The 17,856-nt window shown below is 61.5% G+C and carries 15 protein-coding genes; 14 read left to right on the forward strand and 1 reads right to left on the reverse strand.

Going from position 1 to position 17,856, the window contains the following annotated elements:
- The first annotated feature begins 16 nt into the window (after positions 1–16).
- The 11 genes from QTL95_RS02000 (at position 17) to fhuB (ending at position 12,625) form a co-directional block, all read left to right on the forward strand.
- Positions 17–796, forward strand: coding sequence for a class II aldolase/adducin family protein (locus tag QTL95_RS02000; RefSeq protein WP_289718289.1), 780 nt, complete (start codon positions 17–19; stop codon positions 794–796).
- A 53-nt stretch (positions 797–849) separates the two neighbouring features.
- A complete protein-coding gene (locus tag QTL95_RS02005) occupies positions 850–1,875 on the forward strand; it encodes an ABC transporter substrate-binding protein (protein ID WP_289718290.1) in 1,026 nt (341 codons plus the stop codon).
- Positions 1,876–1,880: 5 nt separating this feature from the next.
- Positions 1,881–2,669, forward strand: a complete 789-nt coding sequence (locus QTL95_RS02010) for an ABC transporter permease (RefSeq protein ID WP_289718783.1) — start codon at positions 1,881–1,883, stop codon at positions 2,667–2,669.
- Positions 2,666–3,424, forward strand: coding sequence for an ABC transporter permease (locus QTL95_RS02015; protein WP_289718291.1), 759 nt, complete (start codon positions 2,666–2,668; stop codon positions 3,422–3,424). The genes QTL95_RS02010 and QTL95_RS02015 overlap by 4 nt, the downstream gene beginning before the upstream one ends.
- A gap of 7 nt (positions 3,425–3,431) precedes the next feature.
- Positions 3,432–4,727, forward strand: a complete 1,296-nt coding sequence (locus tag QTL95_RS02020; RefSeq protein ID WP_289718292.1) for an LLM class flavin-dependent oxidoreductase — start codon at positions 3,432–3,434, stop codon at positions 4,725–4,727.
- A 10-nt stretch (positions 4,728–4,737) separates the two neighbouring features.
- Complete coding sequence (locus QTL95_RS02025; RefSeq protein WP_289718293.1) at positions 4,738–5,250, forward strand: flavin reductase; 513 nt, start codon at positions 4,738–4,740, stop codon at positions 5,248–5,250.
- Positions 5,251–5,662: 412 nt separating this feature from the next.
- Entirely contained in the window at positions 5,663–6,160 is a 498-nt protein-coding gene (locus tag QTL95_RS02030) for an RNA polymerase sigma factor (RefSeq protein WP_289718294.1), read from the forward strand.
- Positions 6,161–6,213: 53 nt separating this feature from the next.
- Positions 6,214–7,152: a FecR family protein gene (locus QTL95_RS02035; RefSeq protein WP_289718295.1), complete on the forward strand. Its 939-nt coding sequence runs from the start codon at positions 6,214–6,216 to the stop codon at positions 7,150–7,152.
- Between the two features lie 188 nt (positions 7,153–7,340).
- Positions 7,341–9,725, forward strand: a complete 2,385-nt coding sequence (locus tag QTL95_RS02040) for a TonB-dependent receptor (RefSeq protein ID WP_289718296.1) — start codon at positions 7,341–7,343, stop codon at positions 9,723–9,725.
- Positions 9,726–9,738: 13 nt separating this feature from the next.
- A complete protein-coding gene (locus tag QTL95_RS02045; protein ID WP_289718297.1) occupies positions 9,739–10,641 on the forward strand; it encodes an ABC transporter substrate-binding protein in 903 nt (300 codons plus the stop codon).
- Positions 10,604–12,625: a Fe(3+)-hydroxamate ABC transporter permease FhuB gene (gene fhuB, locus QTL95_RS02050; protein ID WP_289718298.1), complete on the forward strand. Its 2,022-nt coding sequence runs from the start codon at positions 10,604–10,606 to the stop codon at positions 12,623–12,625. The genes QTL95_RS02045 and fhuB overlap by 38 nt, the downstream gene beginning before the upstream one ends.
- A 112-nt stretch (positions 12,626–12,737) precedes the next feature.
- On the opposite strand, the gene QTL95_RS02055 is transcribed toward fhuB, so the two are convergent.
- Positions 12,738–14,204 carry an MDR family MFS transporter gene (locus QTL95_RS02055; RefSeq protein WP_289718299.1) on the reverse strand — a complete coding sequence of 489 codons (1,467 nt, stop codon included), beginning with the start codon at positions 14,202–14,204 and terminating at the stop codon, positions 12,738–12,740.
- A 490-nt stretch (positions 14,205–14,694) separates the two neighbouring features.
- Between QTL95_RS02055 and QTL95_RS02060 the strand changes: the two genes are divergently transcribed.
- From QTL95_RS02060 to QTL95_RS02070, 3 genes are all read left to right on the forward strand, one after another.
- Entirely contained in the window at positions 14,695–15,978 is a 1,284-nt protein-coding gene (locus QTL95_RS02060; RefSeq protein ID WP_289718784.1) for an extracellular solute-binding protein, read from the forward strand.
- A gap of 85 nt (positions 15,979–16,063) precedes the next feature.
- Positions 16,064–16,996 carry a carbohydrate ABC transporter permease gene (locus QTL95_RS02065; RefSeq protein ID WP_289718300.1) on the forward strand — a complete coding sequence of 311 codons (933 nt, stop codon included), beginning with the start codon at positions 16,064–16,066 and terminating at the stop codon, positions 16,994–16,996.
- Positions 16,993–17,835, forward strand: a complete 843-nt coding sequence (locus QTL95_RS02070; protein WP_289718301.1) for a carbohydrate ABC transporter permease — start codon at positions 16,993–16,995, stop codon at positions 17,833–17,835. Before QTL95_RS02065 ends, QTL95_RS02070 begins: the two co-directional genes overlap by 4 nt.
- Positions 17,836–17,856 lie beyond the last annotated feature (21 nt).

Consider the following 17,856-nt stretch of genomic DNA (forward strand, 5'->3'; position numbering starts at 1 on the left):
CATGAGGAAACAGATTATGACTGACCATTATTCGGGTCGCCCGGCCCATATCGCCGAAGACGAATGGAAGGCGCGCGTCGATCTCGCCGCCTGCTACCGCATGGTTGCCCGCCTCGGCATGGACGATCTGATCTACAACCACATCTCGATGCGCGTCCCCGGCCACGACGATCAGTTCCTTCTGAACCCCTACGGCTTCCTGTTCGAGGAAATCACCGCATCGAGCCTCGTGAAGATCGACATCGAAGGCAACAAGCTGGACGACACGCCCTACACGGTCAACAAGGCCGCCTTCGTCATTCACGGCGCGCTGCACAAGTCGAGCCACGATGCCGTCTGCGTGCTGCACACGCACTCCGATTCCAGCGTCGCGGTCTCCTGCCAGAAGGACGGCCTGCTGCCGCTCAGCCAGTTCGCCATGCGCTTCTACCAGCGCCAGGCTTTCCACGCCTATGAGGGCGTCGCCATCGACCTGGCGGAGCAGGAGCGCATCATCAATCACCTTGGCGGCAACAAGGTGATGCTGATGCGCAACCACGGCATCCTCACCATCGGCCGCACGCCGGGCGAAGCCTTCATGCTGCTCTACTATTTCGAGCGCGCCGCGCGCATCCAGCTCGATCTCCAGGCCGCGACCGCTTCCGGCGCCGAGCTCGTCATCCCGCCGCACGACGTTTGCGAGAAGGCGGCACGCCAGTTCTGGGAGAGCAAGGGCGACATTCTTATTGCCGGCGAACGGGAGTGGCCGGCGTTCCTGCGCCAGCTGGACAGGGAAGGCTCTGACTTCCGGCAGTAAGCGCATCAGGGAGGAGGCAACGACAAGTCACGAACAACATAAAAGAGGGTTTCATGCTTAACAGACGTAACGTGATCGCAGCATTCGCTGCCGCCGCCATAACGCTTCCGGCACTCGGCATGGGTGCCGCTCCGGCCGCCGCGCAGGAGATGGTCGATGCCAGCCTGCGCCTGAAGTGGCTCACGCAGGCCCAGTTCGCCGGTTTCTACGTGGCTCTCGAAAAGGGCTACTACAAGGATGAAGGCATCAACCTCACCATCAATCCTGGTGGACCGAACCTTCTGACCGAAAACCTCGTCGCGACCGGCGCCGATACGTTCGGCCTCTCCGGCGGCACCGACAGCGTCTTCGCCGGACGTGACAAGGGCCTGCCGATCGTCTGCATCGGCGTCGCGCACCAGCAGACCCCGTTCGTCTTTGTCTCGCACAAGGACGGGGCGGTACAAAGCGTTGCCGACTTCAAGGGCAAGAAGATCACCACCTGGTTCACCGGCGCCAACCATGTTCTCTCGGCCATGCTGTCGAAAGCCGGCATCGACCCCAAGGAAGCCGATATCCAGCCGCAGCAAGTTTCCGTCACGCCCTTCGTCGACAAGCAGGTCGATGTCGTGACCGCCACCCGCTACAACGAGCTCTACGTCATCAACCAGCGCGTCGGTAAGGAAAACCTCAACCTCTTCGTGCCGGAGGACAGCGGCGTCTCTTTCCCGCGCGATACGCTGATCGTCTCCGAGCAGACCGCCGCCGAGAAGCCTGAACTCGTCGAGAAGTTCCTGCGCGCCAGCGTCAAGGGCTGGAAGGAAGCCTTCGCCAACGAGAAGGAAGCGATCGATATCATCATGAAGATCGCGCCTACGCTCGACCGCGCGCAGCAGGAATTCATGCTGTCCGAGATCAAGACGCTGATGACGGCGGGCAAGGGTTCGACCGACGGCATCTTCACCATCGACAAGGCAGCCGTCGGCTCGGCCAACGAACTGCTCGCCAAGTACGGCGTGATCTCCAAGCCCGTCGATCTCGACAAGGCCTTCAACGCCTCCTTCATCGACAAGATCCCGGCCGAGGAACGACGCCTGTGACTGGAATGAATTCATCCGCGACAAGCCTGCCCGTCATCTCGACGGGCAGGATCTACACGGCGGTGAAGCCGATCCTTTGGCTGGCTGTCGGGCTGTTGGCGATCGAGGTGATCGTCATGGCCTTCGGCATCCGCCCCTATTATCTGCCGCGCCCAAGCGCCATTGCCGCCAACATCATGGCGACGCCCGGCGCCTATCTTGCCGGCCTTTGGCGGACCTTCCTCGAGACGGCGCTCGGCTTCGTTGCGGGTAGCCTGTTCGGCGTAGCGATCGCGGTCGTCTTCCATCGCTGGACGGCACTTCGCGAGCTGTTCTTTCCGCTCTTCATCGTCTCTCAGACCATTCCCGTCATCGCCTTCGGCGCGGTGGTTGTGCTCTGGTTTGGCAACACGCTGTTCGCCAAGGCGGTGATCTCCTTCTATGTCAGCTTCCTTCCGGTCACGGTCAACGCCATCCTCGGCTTTTCATCGGTGGACCCCAAGCAGGTTCAACTGATGCGCAGCTTCGGCGCCAGGGACGGACAGATCCTGCGGCGCATCTATCTGCCGGCCGCTTTGCCGCAGATCTTCGTCGCGCTGAAGCTCGCCTCTTCGCTTGCCTTGGTCGGCGCGATCGTCGGCGAGTGGTTCGGCGATACGACCGGTCTCGGCGTGCTGCTGCTACAGGCGATGTACAACGAAAACGTCGTCGGCATCTGGGCAACCATCGTCGTCTCCGCCTGTCTCGGCATGGGGCTCTACGGCGTCGTATCCTGGGCGGAGCGCCATATCGTCTTCTGGGGGATCGAGAAATGAGCACTCAACGCACGGACAACCTGCGCCAGATCGGCCGCGGCATCGCCGGCGCGCTTCTCGTCGCCGTCATATGGGAACTGGCGGCGCGTGGCTTCAATCTGCCCGCCTATGTGCTGCCTTCGGTCTCCAGCATTCTTTCCGGAATGGTGTCGGACGCGCGCAATCTTCTTGACGCCACCGCCTTTACGGCTGGAGAGGCCATCGCCGGCTACGTGATTGGCTGCGCCATCGGCATGTCGCTCGCCGTGCTCGTCACCATCATCCCCGCCGCGCGTGGCGTCGTCCTGCCGCTGGCGACCGCCATTAATTCGGTCCCCGTGGTCGCCTATTCGCCGCTTGTCCTGCTCTGGTTCGGCATGGGCATGACGTCCAAGGTGGTGATGGTGGCAATCGCCGTTTCCTTCACGATCTTTCTCAGCACCATCGCCGGCCTCGACCGGATCGATCGCAAGACGGTCGATCTCATCCGTTCCTTCGGCGCGGGACAGTTTGCCATCGTCTGGAGGTTGCGCCTGCCCACCGCGCTGCCGCTGATCATCGCCGGCATGCGTGTCTCGACCGTTCGCAGCGTGCTGGTGGCAATCGTCACCGAGATGCTCGGCGCTTACGGCGGGCTCGGCTGGGTCATCTATCAGGCCGTGCTGCAGATCGACTTCGTCAAGGTCTGGGCCGCCATCATCGTCGCCTCGACGATCAGCCTCGTCTTCTTCGGCGCGATCAGCTTCGTCGAGCGGCGTTACGTCTTCTGGAGATAAGCACAGCATGACACGCAAGATTCACTTCGGCCTCTTCCTTCTCGGCACCGGCAGCCATGTGGCCGGATGGCGGATGCCGGGCGCGATCGACAGCTTCCAGAATATCGACCAGGTCCGCGCCATCGCGCAGGAAGCCGAGCGCGGCCTCTTCGACCTGATCTTCATGGGCGACAACCTGCACGCCGATCCGGCGGCGCACCCCTCCTACACGGCGCGGCTGGAGCCGCTGACGCTGCTCTCGGCCGTCGCCGGCGCGACTAAGCATATTGGCCTCGGCGCCACCGTCTCGACCACCTACAGCGATCCCTTCACGGTCGCCCGCGTCTTCGCGTCCCTCGATCACCTGAGCGGTGGTCGCGCGGCCTGGAACGCTGTCACGACGGCGAACCCGACGGCTGCGGCGAATTTCGGGACGATCCATCCCGATCATGCCAAGCGCTACGAGATCGCCGAGGAATTCCTGACTGTCGTTCGCGGCCTGTGGGATTGCTGGGCGGACGACGCGATCGTCGCGGATCGCGAGACCGGTCTCTACATCGATCCGGCCAAGGTTCGCTGTCTCGACCACGATGGAGCGCACTTCAAGGTCAAGGGACCGTTGAACATCGGCCGCTCGCCGCAGGGCCAGCCGATCATCCTTCAGGCCGGCGGGTCAGGTCCCGGCCAGGAGCTGGCGGCCAAGTCGGCGGATGTCGTCTTCTCCGTCACGCAGGATCTCGACGAGGCGCGTGCCTTCTACCGCTCCGTCAAGGATCGCCTGCCGAAATACGGCCGCGCCGAAGACAGCATGGTCATCCTGCCGGGTCTCATGCCGATCGTCGGACGCACCGAGCGCGAAGCGCACGACAAGCTCGCGGCGCTTCAGGGCTTCATCAGCGAAACCAATGCGCTGTCGCTGCTGTCCGATCGTTTCGGCATCGACATGAGCGTCTACGATCTCGACGGCCCCATTCCCGAGGACCTGAAGCCATCGGACAATTACCACGCCTTCGCCAAGGTCATGCTCGACAAGGCGCGGCGCGAGAACATGCGGCTGCGGGATGTCTACAACCTCATGGCCGCGGCCCGCGGACACTGGGTTCTCTGCGGAACACCGGAATATATTGCGGATACGCTCGAGACCTGGTTTGAAACCGGCGCCGCGGACGGTTTCAACATCATGCCATCGCATTTCCCCGATGGATTGACCGATTTCGTCGACATGGTCGTGCCGATCCTGCAGGAGCGGGGCCTCTATCGCACCGAATATGAAAGCGGCACGCTGCGCGACCGGATGGGTTTCGAACGCCCCGCGCGGATCTAGGAGACGGCACATGGGGATCATGGATCACAGCTTCGAAACGGTGGAAAGCATGGAGTTCCGCCATGGGATGTCGCGCCTCGGCGCGGCGGTCAACATCGTGACCACGCGGGCCGGTGACGGCCCTTACGGATTTACAGCGTCGGCTGTCTGCAGTGTCAGCGATACGCCGGCGACGCTGCTCGCCTGCATAAACCGCACGAGTTCCTGCTTCCCGGCGTTCGAGACGGCGCGCTTCTTCTGCGTCAACACGCTGGCTCCCGGCCACGTCGCGCTCTCCAATCTGTTCGGCGGCAAGACCCCGATGGCAGAGCGCTTCGCGACCGGGGGATGGGTCGAAGGCAATACCGGCGCGCCGGTGCTGGAGGACGCGCTGGTCAGCTTCGAATGCGAACTGACGAATTCGCTCGATCAGGGAACGCACCGCGTTCTCTTTGGCCGCGTCCTGCGCGTCAACGTCGCCGAAAGCCAGGAAGCGCTTCTCTACTGTGCCAAGCGATATGTGACGATCGGCAGCACGAGCTAGTGGTTCGACATGCCAAGACCGCTCGGCGTGCCTGCGTCGTAGTCGCACGAAGAGCAAGGTGCGTGAGACCACATCCTTGGCGCCGAGGGCCGCGACAACGACGGAGATCGGGGCGCGATATTGTGTCCTCCTGTCTGGGGCCGCCACGGAAAGAAGACGCATGCCATTGCGCCGCCGGCTCAGATCACTTCAGCGCGAAGTGATCTCGCAAGCGCATCAGCCGCGAAAGTCATTCAGGGCGCCGAGCCAGCGGCATCAGAACTCCCAGAGATTTGTGCATTTATGCAACAAGCTCTGGCAAGCGACTGCGCCCGGTTTAAACATGACAAAGAAAGGCATGTTTACACTTTCCTTTTGGTTTCAGATCGATACAGTGCGGATGGACCAGAATTAACCCGCGATCGGCAACAGCATGCTAACGGCTGTCTCTGACATATCGAGCTTATACGACAGCGAGCGCCAACGACTCCTTTCGTTTATCCGCCGGCTGGTGGGAAGTCACTCAGTCGCTGAAGACCTCGTTCATCAAGCCTTTGCAAATTTGATCGGCAGCAGTGATCGAGAAGCGCGCACGAATGCCGCTTTCATCACCCAGACGGCACGAAATCTGGCGCTCAATCACCTCAGGGATGCAAGGAGACGCCAGCGCTTCGAGCTTGCCGACCAGGATGTGAGCGCTGTCGCGGACGCCTCGCCCACGCCTGAGATGACAGCGCTCCATCGCGATGAATTGCGGCGGCTGCTGCAGGCAATCCACCGGTTGCCGCCGCGCCGACGGGATGCCTTCGTGCTCAGCCGGATAGAAGGGCTGAGCTATCGGGAAGTCGGGCAGCGCATGGGGATCGCGCGCAGTTCCGTGATTACGCATGTGCTCGCCGCGGTGCAGGATCTCGACAAACTGCTCGCCTGATGGCGAAGTTTCACGATAGTAACCGGCAACCGAATGGCAGCGGAACGATCTGAATGGCCGCCAATGCAACAGATGACGATCCGCTCTACCAGCAGGCGCTGGCATGGCTGGTTCTGCTTTCCGACAAGGAAGCCAGTTCCGAGGATCGCGCAGAGTTCGAGCGATGGGTCGCGACCGACGCCCGGCACGCGGAGGCGCTGTCTCGCGCGCAAAAATTCTGGCAGCGCTTCGAGATAATCAAGCCGGAATACGAGCGGATGCGAAAGCGCTCGGCCTTGGTCCAGCGACGCAATGTCCTGCTGGGCGCAGGTGCGCTTCTGATCGGCGGAATCGGGATCTACACGGCAAGCCGCATGGCCTTGTTCGCCGATTACACGACCGATGTTGCCGAGCGGAAGACCTTTACCCTGCCGGATGGCAGCACGGTCGAGCTCGGGAGTTATTCAGCACTGTCAGTCCATTTCGGAGAAAGCGAGCGACGCTTGACGCTGCACCGCGGCCAAGGCTATTTTACCGTGGCGCCGGTTGCTTCGCGCCCCTTCATCGTCGAGGCGGGGAATGGTACCGCGACCGCGCTCGGCACGATCTTCGACGTCAAGATGCTGGATGATCGCGTCACTGTTTCGGTTGTCGAGCACGCGGTATCGGTCGAGGCCGCGCATCAGCCGCCGGCGGTTGTCGAAGCGGGATGGCAGATATCCTACAGCGCCACCGGTCTGGAACCATCGCAACGTTACGACGTGGCGACAGTCGATGCATGGCGGCAGGATCGTATCGTTTTCGTCGACCAGCCGTTGCGACGCGTTCTCTTGGAGTTGGAGCGTTACCGGCACGGCCGTATCGTACTGATGGATTCCGCGATCGGCGATATTCCGGTGACGGCAATCCTGAAGACCAACGATACCTCCGACGCGCTGCAGATCATCGCGAGCGGATTGCCGATCAAGATCATCGACGGCGCGGGCATCGTCACCGTCGTCACCTCTCGATAATTATTTCAGGCATCGTTCCATACCCCCCGATGTTCCGGGTGTTAAACCCAATGAGGCTGCGTGCAAAGGCGGCCTCATGAAAGAGCGCTCCGAGTTGGTTGGGGCGGCGATATATGAGGCGGGGCATAAGCATGAGCTGGGCAAGACTGACACGACATGGGGCTGATCGTGACGTGTGGCGATACACGATGCTGGTGACAACGGCACTTCTTTGCACCACGGCGCTGGTTCCGGAGATCACCTTTGCTCAGTCGTCGCCGCCGGTTGCCGAAGGCCGGTCGTTCAGCATTCGTCCGCAAGCGCTGGCGAGCGCTCTTGTCCAGTTCTCGAATGCCACGGGCATTCAGCTCTTCTTCTCGGCCGATATCGTCCGCGGCAAGAATTCTCCGGGCGCAAACGGCAGGCTGTCCAACGACGCGGCAATCGCCGCCATATTGTCCGGATCCGGTCTCGCGTACCGATATTCCGGTGACGCCGTCGTCATCACGGTTTCGGGTGCAGGCGTCGGGCCGGGAGCCGCCAATGATGGCTCTACCGTGCTTCAGCCGATCACGGTCCAAGGCGCCGGCGCGCTTCCGGCCGAATACCCCGGTGGCCAGGTCGCCAAGGGAGGCCGCCTTGGTATTCTCGGAAATCGGGATATCATGGATACGCCCTTCAACGTCACCAGCTTTACATCGAAGACAATCGAAAACCAGCAGTCGCGCTCCGTCGCGGATGTCACCAAGAACGATCCGTCGGTGCGCTCGACCTGGGCGGAGGGCAGCTACTCCAACCAGTTCTTCGTTCGCGGTTTTCCGCTTGCCAATCCCGACATTTCCGTCGGCGGCCTGTATGGATTGGTGCCCTTCCAGATGTCCGGAACGTCCTGGGTGGAACGGGTCGAGGTTCTCAAGGGACCGAGTTCACTGCTTAATGGCATGCCGCCGCAGGGAAGCATTGGCGGCGCCATCAACCTGGTGCCGAAACGCGCGACCGACGAGCCGCTGACAAGGGTGACGGGAAGCTATATCTCGCAGGGCCAGCTTGGCACGAAGGTCGATATCGGCCGCCGCTTCGGTGATGCCGGCGAATTCGGTGTTCGGGTCAATGGCGGATTCATGAAAGGGGATGCGCCGGTCGATGGCCAGGCGAACGAACTTGGCGAAGGGTCGATCGGCCTCGACTACAGGGGCGACCGCGTGCGCCTTTCGGCCGATCTGGTCTATCAGAAGAACTATTCCGACAATCCTGCGAGGCCGATCTTCCTGAACACTGGCGTACAGGCCCCTCGGGCGCCCGATGCATCCAGCGACCTTGGCCAGGACTGGTACTACTCGGATGGAAAGGACGTGCTCGGCATTGTACGGGGAGAGGTCGATATCACCGATGACGTTACGGCCTATGCCAGTATTGGCGCTCGCCATAACGACTTCCTGGGTCTCTACAACTTCTCTTATATCAAGAACGCTGCCGGCGATTTCGATGCTACCAACTACTATCAACCGACCTACAACGACTCCATTACCGGTGAGGCTGGCATTCGGGCAAAGTTTGAAACGGGTGCCGTGCGCCATGAACTGAATGTAGGCTTCACCGGGCTTTACAACGAACTTGGAGCGTTGGCACAGAACGTCTCGAGCTACTCCTCCAACATCTACAATCCGGGCCCGGCGCCGTTTCCGGACCTTACCGGCAGATTGTCCAAAGCACCCAAGACAAGCGCCTCGACGCTGACAAGCTTCGCGATAACCGACAGCCTCTATCTGCTGGACGATCGCCTTCAACTCATTCTCGGCGCTCGCCACCAGAATGTCCGGCAGAAGGCTTGGAGCCCGACGGGGGTTCAAACGGCCGATTATGATCAGAGCGCCATTACGCCTGCAGTTGGCGTGGTCGTGAAGCCATGGGAGAACGTATCACTTTACGCCAACTATATTGAAGGGCTAAGCCAGGGACCAATTGCGCCCACGACAGCAAGCAATCCGAATGAAGCCTTCCCGCCGATCAAATCCAAGCAGTATGAAGCTGGCGTCAAGGTCGATTTCGGCAGCATCAGCGCGACGGCCAGTGTTTTCCAGATCGAGCAGCCAAGCGCGTTCCTCAATACGTTAACGAGAGTTTATGGTTTGAACGGAGAAATCCGAAACCGCGGCCTCGAGCTCAATATCTTCGGCGAGGTAGCGGACGATGTCCGGCTTCTCGGCGGCGTCACCTTCATGGATGGCGTGCAGACCAAGACTGTTGACGGGAAGAACAACGGAAAGAAAGCGATTGGCATCCCGGATGTGCAGCTCAATCTCGGGGCCGAGTGGGACACGCCTTTCGCCGAGGGTCTGACGCTGACGGGACGGGTCATTCACACCGCCTCGCAATATGCCAGTGTCGACAACACCCAGAGCATCCCCGACTGGACGCGTTTCGATCTCGGGGCGCGCTGCGAGTATGTGCGGGAGAACGGCAAGCCGATCACGGTGCGCGCTTCCGTCGAAAACGTGTTCGACAAAAGCTATTGGGCGGCCGCTTCCTCGAATTTCGGCCTTGCACGCGGCGCGCCGCGCACCTTCCTGGTGTCGACGAGTTTCGATTTCTAAGGGCAGACGGAACATGGATCGTGCCATCGGCCGTCGCAGCTTGATGACGATCGCCGCGCTCGGGTTTCTCGAGACCTGCGCGCGGCCGGTGAGAGCGTATACGCAGCCGCGTCTCGTCGCGATCGATTGGGCCGCGGCGGACACGCTTCTGGCGCTCGACATCGTGCCGCTGGCGGTCAGCGACGTCGAAACATATCGACAATGGCTTCCTGATGACGCACCGAAGGAGATGCTCGATCTCGGCTCGCGGGCAGAGCCAAACATGGAACTGATCGCGGCACTGGGGCCGGATGCGATCTTCATTTCGAATTGGCAGAGCAATCTTGCCGAACAATTGCGACGTGTCGCGCCGACGCATGCCGTCATGATCATCGCGCCGGGATCCGATCCGCTGCAAAACAGCCAGACTGAACTTTTCACGCTGGCGAAGCTTTACGGGCGAGAGAAGCGGGCGCATGAGCTTGTCGCTGGTTTCGATGCCAGCCTATCGCGACGCTCCAGTCAAATTTCCGCCATTGGGATGCCGCCGGTCTTTGTCGGCGTCCTGCACGAGAACGGCTCCCAGCTGTTTCTCTACGGCGAGGGGAGCTGGGTGCATTCGCTGCTTCGACAAATGGGCCTGCGTAACGCGCTGTCGAGTCCGACGTCGGCCTTCGGCAATGCCCTTGTCGATCTGGCGGAACTCGCGGCGAGCCCGGACGCCATCCTGCTCCACCTCGATCAGGGCGATCGCACGCGCCGTGCCGAACGCCTGCTCGGGCGAAGCACATTGTGGCGCAATCTGCCGATGGTACGGGCGGGAAATGTTCACGCGATAGCGCCGTTCTATCCGCTTGGCGGCATGCTGTCTGTCGAACGAGCCGCCGGCGTGATCGCAGATGCGGTTCTCGATATCGATCGCCGTCGGCATGGTTGAGAGGGCGTCCGGAGCAAACCGGCTTGCGGCATGCGTCGCCATCCTGTTCATGGCTGCGGCTGGCGCCAGCATCTGGACACTCGGCGAACTGTTGCCGATGCGGCAGTGGTTCGATCTGTGGTCGCTGCCCGAAAGCAATATCCGGGCACTGATTTTCGAGCAGATGGCATTGCCGCGCATCGTCGTTGCGCTTCTGGTGGGCGGCGGACTGTCGTTTTCCGCCGTTCTCATTCAGCAGTGCCTGCGCAACCCGCTCGCGGACGCAACGACGCTCGGCCTTGCTTCGGGCTCCTATCTTGCCATCGCCGTCTGTGCGGTCTTTGCTCCATCCTTGCTTGATCACGGTCAGCCGGCGGTTGCGCTCGGCGGTGCGGCGCTGGTCACCTGCGCGATCTTGATCATCGGCAAACGCACGGACTTTTCGCCGACGGCGGTCCTGTTAACCGGCCTGTCGATCAATCTGATGTGCGGCGCCGCCGCAAGCGCTCTGACGGTTCTCAATCATGAGTTCCTGAGCGGCCTGTTCGTCTGGCAGAGCGGCAACCTTGCGCAAAACGGCTGGACGACGGCGCAACACTTCGGTTGGCAGCTCGGCATTCTGGCTGCTCTCGCTCTTCTCTTGGTCCGGCCGCTGAGAATCATGGAACTCGGCGATGCCCAGGCCAGGAGCGTCGGCGTCTCCGCATCTGTCTTGCGAGCATGGACGTTGGCGTTCGCCATCAGCATTGCCGCATTGGCCACCGGTGAGGTCGGGGTCATCGGCTTCGTTGGACTTGCGGCTCCGAACTTCGCCCGCATGCTCGGTGCAAGGACGTTTGGCGCAAGGCTGTTTTGGGCACCGTTGCTTGGAGCCGGATTGTTGTGGCTTGCCGATCAACTCGTTCAGCACGCAACACTCTTCCGCAGTGTCGTCTCAACCGGAAGTGCTTTCAGCATGCTCGGCGCTCCCATCATGCTTTGGTTGCTCGGCAGGACAAAGCTCCTGACGGTCGGCATCGGAGCGATCGAGCAGGGTTTCCAACCGCACAGGCGCGGTGGATCATCCCTATGGGGCAGCGCGCTGCTTCTATGCGTGGTGGTCATGATCGCCGCAATCTTCCTTGGTCGCACAGCCGGCGGCTGGCATTGGCTGACGCCTGCCGAGTTCGCCGCTGTCGCTCCGTGGCGTGTTCCCCGCATCGCCGTAGCGGCCTCGTCGGGCGCACTTCTGGCACTGGCCGGCGCCATCCTGCAGCGAATGACGGCGAACCCGCTCGCAAGCCCCGAGATGCTTGGCATTTCTTCCGGTGCCGCCATGGGCGTCATCGGATTGCTGCTGATCCTACCCACCTTCGGTCACGGCGAGATGATCGCTGCCGCCGCATCGGGGTCGCTGATGGCGGTGGCAGCAATCCTTCTTCTCAACCGGCGGTCCGGTTACGCCGGCGGGCGTCTGCTGTTGAGCGGAATAGCCTTGGCGACGCTGTTCAGCGCTCTGGCGTCCGTCATCCTCTCTGCCGGCGATCCGCGTTCCGCGGTTTTACTGGCCTGGATGTCGGGATCGACCTACCGAGCTTCGCCGGCAGTGGCGATCACCTCGGTTGCCGTGACGGCTTGCATCCTGGCCGTCACGCCGCTGACGGCTCGCTGGCTCGAGATCTTCCCACTTGGTGAAACCGCGGCCCGGTCCCTCGGCGTGAGCATCGCACTCGGCCGAGCAGCACTTCTCGCGATTATCGCACTCTCGACCGGGACCGCGACGATCGCGATTGGACCGCTGACATTTGTTGGGCTGATCGCACCCCATATCGTGCGATCGATGGGGATTGCGCGACCCTTACCTCAGGTTCTCACTTCAAGCGCGATGGGCGCGCTCCTCCTGGTGCTTGCGGACTGGTTCGGCAGAAACATCGCATACCCCTGGCAGATACCGGCAGGTCTGATTTCATCGATAGTCGGGGGTGCTTATTTTGTTTTTCTCCTAAGCAGGAAGCGCGCTCCCTGAGACAGGTGACGACCGTTCGGGAGAGGTGCGAAAGATCGTTTCCTTATCCCGGCAGGGGGCGAAGGCAAGATCGGTCAATACCGTGCGAACTGCACGCGCGCCTTCGAAAACATCAGGCGCTCTTTGGCTCTGCCTGTGGTGTCTGCGGGTGCGGCACCAACAGACACGCCGGGACGATCAGGACAGCGATGAGCATCATCACCATGAAGGTCGCGTGCAGCGCCTGTTGCAATGCCAGACGGATTTCATCGCCGCCGCCAAGGACCGTGCCCGTGCCGTTCAAAAGAGCCCGCAATTGCTCAGGCGTGATCGCCTGCCCATTGTTGGCATGCGCCAGACCATAGGTCAGAACCGCACCCAGTACCGCGGCGCCGAGCGTGCTGCCGAGATTGCGTGAGAACACGTTGGAAGCCGTGGCGCTGCCCCGGTCGGATGCGCTCACGCTCTCCTGGGTGAGGATGAGGGCGCCGATATTAAGCAACCCCATTCCGAAGCCCATGATGAGAGAGCCAGCCGCGGCGAGCACCGGGGAACTGGAGGGCGCCAGCAGCACGAGCAGGCAGGTGCCAACCGGTATGAACAGGCTCCCCACGATCATGATCGGTCGCAGGCCGAAGCGGGAAAACTGACGCGATGCGATCGTTGCTCCGCAGGGCCAGCCCAGCAACAGCATGGTCAAGGCAAAGCCGGCGACCAGCGGCGAGCGGTCGAGCACTGTTTGCACATACATCGGCAGGAAAGTCGTCAGCCCCATGATCGACATGCTGGCGAAGAAGACCGCCAGATTGGCGAAGGCGATCGGGCGTCTCAGCCATAGGTCGGGGGCGACCATCGGCGCTTCGGCGCGGCGTTCCTGCCAGATGAAGGCGATTAGCGTGAAGAGAAAAACGATAAAGGCTGCGACAGTGTAGCCGGAGAGGCCGGTCTCCACTTCGGTGAGCGCGATCATCAGCGCGGAAATCGAAACCGCGAAAAATGCAGCGCCCAAGACGTCGATGGATACGACGCGGGGTCGCTTTTCCTCATGCAGGAAGAACATGAAGCCCAGCGCCGCCAGAAGGCCCACGGGCACGTTGATCCAGAAGATCCACGCCCATGGGAGGTTGTGAATGATGATACTGCCAAGAAGCGGGCCGACGACTGCCGACAACGCCCAAACGCTCGCGAGGTATCCCTGCACCTTGCCGCGCTGGTTGCCCGGGAAGAGATCGGCAACCACTGTCATCGCGACTGGTTGAACCGCGCCGGCGCCGATCCCCTGCAGCAAGCGAAACGCGATCATCGAGGGCATCGACCAGGCGAAGCCGGCAAGCACCGAAGCCAGGAGAAACAGTGCGATGCCGACCATCAGCATCGGCTTGCGTCCATAGATGTCGGCAAGCTTGCCGAACACCACAGTCGTCGCGGTCTGTGTCAGGAGGAATGACGAAAAGACCCACGAATAGAGGTTGATCTGACCGAGTTGGGCCGCGATCTGCGGCATCGCCGTCGAGACGATTGTTGCTTCGATGGCGATCATCGCCATGCTTGCCATGATCGCGACAACGACCAATCCACGATGCGAAGTTCTTTGTTTCATAGGAGGCTTTCGAGGCAAACGTCGGCATGGAGGAGAATGGATGCGCGCCGGCGGTTATTAGGTAGCACCCTTACTATTCCTTGCAGTCCACGCGTCAAGGGCATTTGGTTCTGAAGTTATGGTGAGTGGCAGTGAGATGGGAGGATGGGCAACCACATGTCGATCTCCTTTCTAATCCGCCGCCTGTCTGGAATGGCGTGCATCAGCGCGACGGCGGCAGAGCGGCGCCTCGGCCGCTTAAGAGGCGGAGGAGAACTGGAGCCTCTGCCCTGCATTCGTGCAACGATGGATAGCCACGAACATCGACGATGCTTGACACAAAAGAAAAGTGACTTAATCTAATCGGCGGATCGGCGGATCGGCGGATCGGCGGATCGGCGGATCGGCGGATCGGCGGATCGGCGGATCGGCGGAGGCCCGTTGTTGTGGAGGCAGCGGCTCGGATGGGATCCTGAATCGGGAGGAAATACTGGTGAAGAACAAGGCAATCATGCTCGCCCTTCTGGCGGGCTCATTCCTGGCCGCGCCTGTTATCGCGGCGGCTCAGGATCTGATCACGGGCGACATCGTCGGCAAGCCCGACGCGCCCAACAAGCTCATTTTCCGGATGACCACCGACGGCCCGCGCAACAACGAGCCTGTTTATGCCGAGGGTTACAGCAAGCTCTTCAACGACTTCATTGCCAAGCGCCCTGACTGGCAGATCGAGCTGCAGATGATGTCGGGCGATATAGGCCAGGAACAGGCACGCATGCTCGAGCAAGCCAAGTCGGGTTCCGCGCCCGACTGCGCCGCGGTCGATTCCTTCGTGCTGCCGCTCTTCAAGAAATCCGGCGTGCTGCAATCCTTCTCGCCCTATTTCAGCAAGGAGGAAATCGGCCAGCTGTTTCCCTTCATCCGAGAGGGCATTACCGGCGATGACGGCAATATCTATGCCTGGTGGTGGTCGACCGACCTGCGTGTCCTCTATCGCAACAAGGAGATCGTGCCCGACGCGCCCCAGACCTGGGATGACCTGAAGAAGGCCGCGCTGCATTCCGTCGACGAAGGCATGGAGGGTATCCTCTTCAATGGCGGCCGCTACGAGGGTACGACCTTCGACTGGCTCGCGAATTTCTGGGGCCAGGGCGGCAAGCTCGTTGATGATCAGGGAAAGCCGATCTTCGGCGAGGGCGACAACCGCGATAAGTTCATCAAGGCGGTGAACTACTATCGTGATCTGGTGGAATCGGGCGCGGCTCCGAAGCGCGTCGCGACGCTCGGCAGCTATGACGACTTCAACGCCGCCGCAGCCGCCGGAACGACGGCGCTCTTCATTGGTGGCAATTGGCAGTACGCGCAGCTGAAGACCGCGCTCGACGAGGACGAGTTTGCCAAGTGGACCTTCTCGCCGCTTCCCGGCCCGACCGCCAATGAGCGCTCGACCGGCACCGGCGGCTGGACTGTCGCCGCCTTCAGCAAGGATGCGGAAAAGGTGAAGGTCTGCGCCGACCTAGCCCGCGAAGTCTATATGGGGCCGGCGAACGCGCTGCAGGAACAACTGCCGACGCGCGCCGATCTCTACGACAAGTACGAGGTATTCTCGACGCCATCCAACAAGACCTTCGCCGAGGCGCTGAAGGTCGGGCAGGCGCGACCGGGTGCTGCCGTCTATCCCGAGATATCCAACCAGATCCAGATCATGATGGGCAAGGTGCTGACCGGCACGCAGGCCACGGACGCCGCCGTCGACGAGGCCTTCACCGCCTCGCTCAGCGCCTTCAAGCGAAGCTGAGCTGACGATCGGTGGCGCGGGGTAACCTCACCCGCGCCACCGATGCCGACTGCCTGACCTCAAAGATAAATGACCGGACGGATCGATGACCAATCTCAGCATTGCGGCCGAGACTGCGCCTACCGGAAGCAGGCTTGCCGCGCGAAAGTTCTATCCCTCGCCCGCTCCCTGGCTTATGCCGCTGATCCTGGTTCTCGGGGTCTTTTATCTCTATCCGCTGATCGACGTCTTCCGCTTCGCCTTCACCAACACATCGATTGTCGGCAACGACGAAGAGTACACGCTGCGGACGATCGTCAACACGCTTTCCAAGCCGGAACTACTGCAGATCCTCTGGGTGACGCTCGTCTTCACCGGGTCCAGCGTCGTTGCCCAGCAAGTGCTCGGGCTGTTCATCGCCCAGGTCGTCGTGCGTAGCGAAAAGCGCGGCCTGTTCGGCTCGACCATCGTGCGCACCACGGCGCTGGTCGCCTGGGTGGTGCCCGGAATCGCAGGCGGCATCATCTGGAAGATGCTGTTCAACGAAGCACCCTTCGGCGGCCTCAACAGCCTGCTTAGAATGCTCGGCGCCTCGCCCGTTCAGTGGTTGTCAGATCCGAACATGGTGATGTGGTCGGTCGTCATATCCAACGTCTGGCGCGGAACGGCGTTTTCGATGGTCGTCATGTATGCCGCCATCAAGGCCATCGATCCCGAGCTCTACGAAGCCGCCGAGATGGACGGCGCCAACCCATGGCAGCGGTTGATCTACATCACACTGCCGCAGTTGCGCGCGGCGATCCTCGTCAACATGATCCTGATCACCATCCAGACGCTGAACACCTTCGATGCGATCATCTCGCTGACCGGCGGCGGACCTGGCCGGGCGACGGAGGTTCTGTCGCTCTATACGTTCAACGTCGTCTTCCGGAACTATGATCTGGCGGCTGGCGCGGTTTTGTCGATCCTGATGCTGGTCATCAGCCTCAGCCTGGCGCTCGTCTACGCCCGCTTCCTGCCGAAGGGAGAACCCGTATGATCAACTCGAGACAGGAACGCATCGCCGACCTCTTCAGCTATCTCTTCCTGCTGATCACTTTCCTCTTCTTTGCCTGGCCGCTGGTCTGGCTGCTGTCGCTGGCGCTGCGCACCCGCAAGGAAGTGTTTCTCGGCGTCTCCCGGCTGATCCCGAAATCGCCGACGCTCGACAATTTCATCGCGATCCTCTCCTCCGACAAGTTCGCGGGCTATCTCTGGAACGCGCTCATCCTGTCAGCCTCGAGCGCCATCGGTTGCCTGATCGTGGCATTGCCGGCGGCCTACGCCTTCTCGCGCTTTCCGTTTCGCGGCAAGGGGCCGTGGATGATGGTGCTGCTTGCTTTCCAGATGATCTCGCCGCTTGTCATCATGGTGCCGCTCTACCGCTATATGGCCAAGATCGGCCTCACCGATAGCCATTTCGGCGCGACCATGGTCTATATCGCGCTGGCCGTGCCGATGGTGACGTGGATCCTCAAGGGCTTCATCGATGGCATCCCGCGCAATCTCGACGAGGCGGCGCTGATCGACGGCTGCAGCCATTTCGGGGTCTTCTGGCGGATCATCCTGCCGCTCGCGACGCCGGGGATCGCCTCGGCCTTCATCATCTCCGTCATTGCCGGATGGTCGCAGTTCCTCGTGCCCTTCTTGCTGATCAGCAAGGAGGCGCTGATGCCGATAGGCGTCGGCATCTTCCAGTATGCGGGAACGCAGAACGACAGTTCCATCCAGTTGTTGGCGGCCGCCTGCCTCGTCTCGGTCGTTCCCGCCATCGTCGCATTTCTTTCGCTCCAACGCCTCATTCTCGGCGCCATGACGGCCGGAGCCGTCAAGGGCTGATATCTTTCAAACCTCAGGATA

It is taken from the genome of Rhizobium sp. S152 (assembly GCF_030380735.1).
Classification (GTDB): Bacteria; Pseudomonadota; Alphaproteobacteria; order Rhizobiales; family Rhizobiaceae; genus Rhizobium.

Bases quoted from the DNA above. Each gene is read 5' to 3' on its own strand.
- QTL95_RS02000 (WP_289718289.1), top strand. From the start codon at position 17: ATGACTGACCATTATTCGGGTCGCCCGGCCCATATCGCCGAAGACGAA.
- QTL95_RS02005 (WP_289718290.1), top strand. From the start codon at position 850: ATGCTTAACAGACGTAACGTGATCGCAGCATTCGCTGCCGCCGCCATA.
- QTL95_RS02010 (WP_289718783.1), top strand. From the start codon at position 1,881: ATGAATTCATCCGCGACAAGCCTGCCCGTCATCTCGACGGGCAGGATC.
- QTL95_RS02015 (WP_289718291.1), top strand. From the start codon at position 2,666: ATGAGCACTCAACGCACGGACAACCTGCGCCAGATCGGCCGCGGCATC.
- QTL95_RS02020 (WP_289718292.1), top strand. From the start codon at position 3,432: ATGACACGCAAGATTCACTTCGGCCTCTTCCTTCTCGGCACCGGCAGC.
- QTL95_RS02025 (WP_289718293.1), top strand. From the start codon at position 4,738: ATGGGGATCATGGATCACAGCTTCGAAACGGTGGAAAGCATGGAGTTC.
- QTL95_RS02030 (WP_289718294.1), top strand. From the start codon at position 5,663: ATGCTAACGGCTGTCTCTGACATATCGAGCTTATACGACAGCGAGCGC.
- QTL95_RS02035 (WP_289718295.1), top strand. From the start codon at position 6,214: ATGGCCGCCAATGCAACAGATGACGATCCGCTCTACCAGCAGGCGCTG.
- QTL95_RS02040 (WP_289718296.1), top strand. From the start codon at position 7,341: ATGCTGGTGACAACGGCACTTCTTTGCACCACGGCGCTGGTTCCGGAG.
- QTL95_RS02045 (WP_289718297.1), top strand. From the start codon at position 9,739: ATGGATCGTGCCATCGGCCGTCGCAGCTTGATGACGATCGCCGCGCTC.
- fhuB (WP_289718298.1), top strand. From the start codon at position 10,604: ATGCGGTTCTCGATATCGATCGCCGTCGGCATGGTTGAGAGGGCGTCC.
- QTL95_RS02055 (WP_289718299.1), bottom strand. From the start codon at position 14,204: ATGAAACAAAGAACTTCGCATCGTGGATTGGTCGTTGTCGCGATCATG.
- QTL95_RS02060 (WP_289718784.1), top strand. From the start codon at position 14,695: ATGCTCGCCCTTCTGGCGGGCTCATTCCTGGCCGCGCCTGTTATCGCG.
- QTL95_RS02065 (WP_289718300.1), top strand. From the start codon at position 16,064: ATGACCAATCTCAGCATTGCGGCCGAGACTGCGCCTACCGGAAGCAGG.
- QTL95_RS02070 (WP_289718301.1), top strand. From the start codon at position 16,993: ATGATCAACTCGAGACAGGAACGCATCGCCGACCTCTTCAGCTATCTC.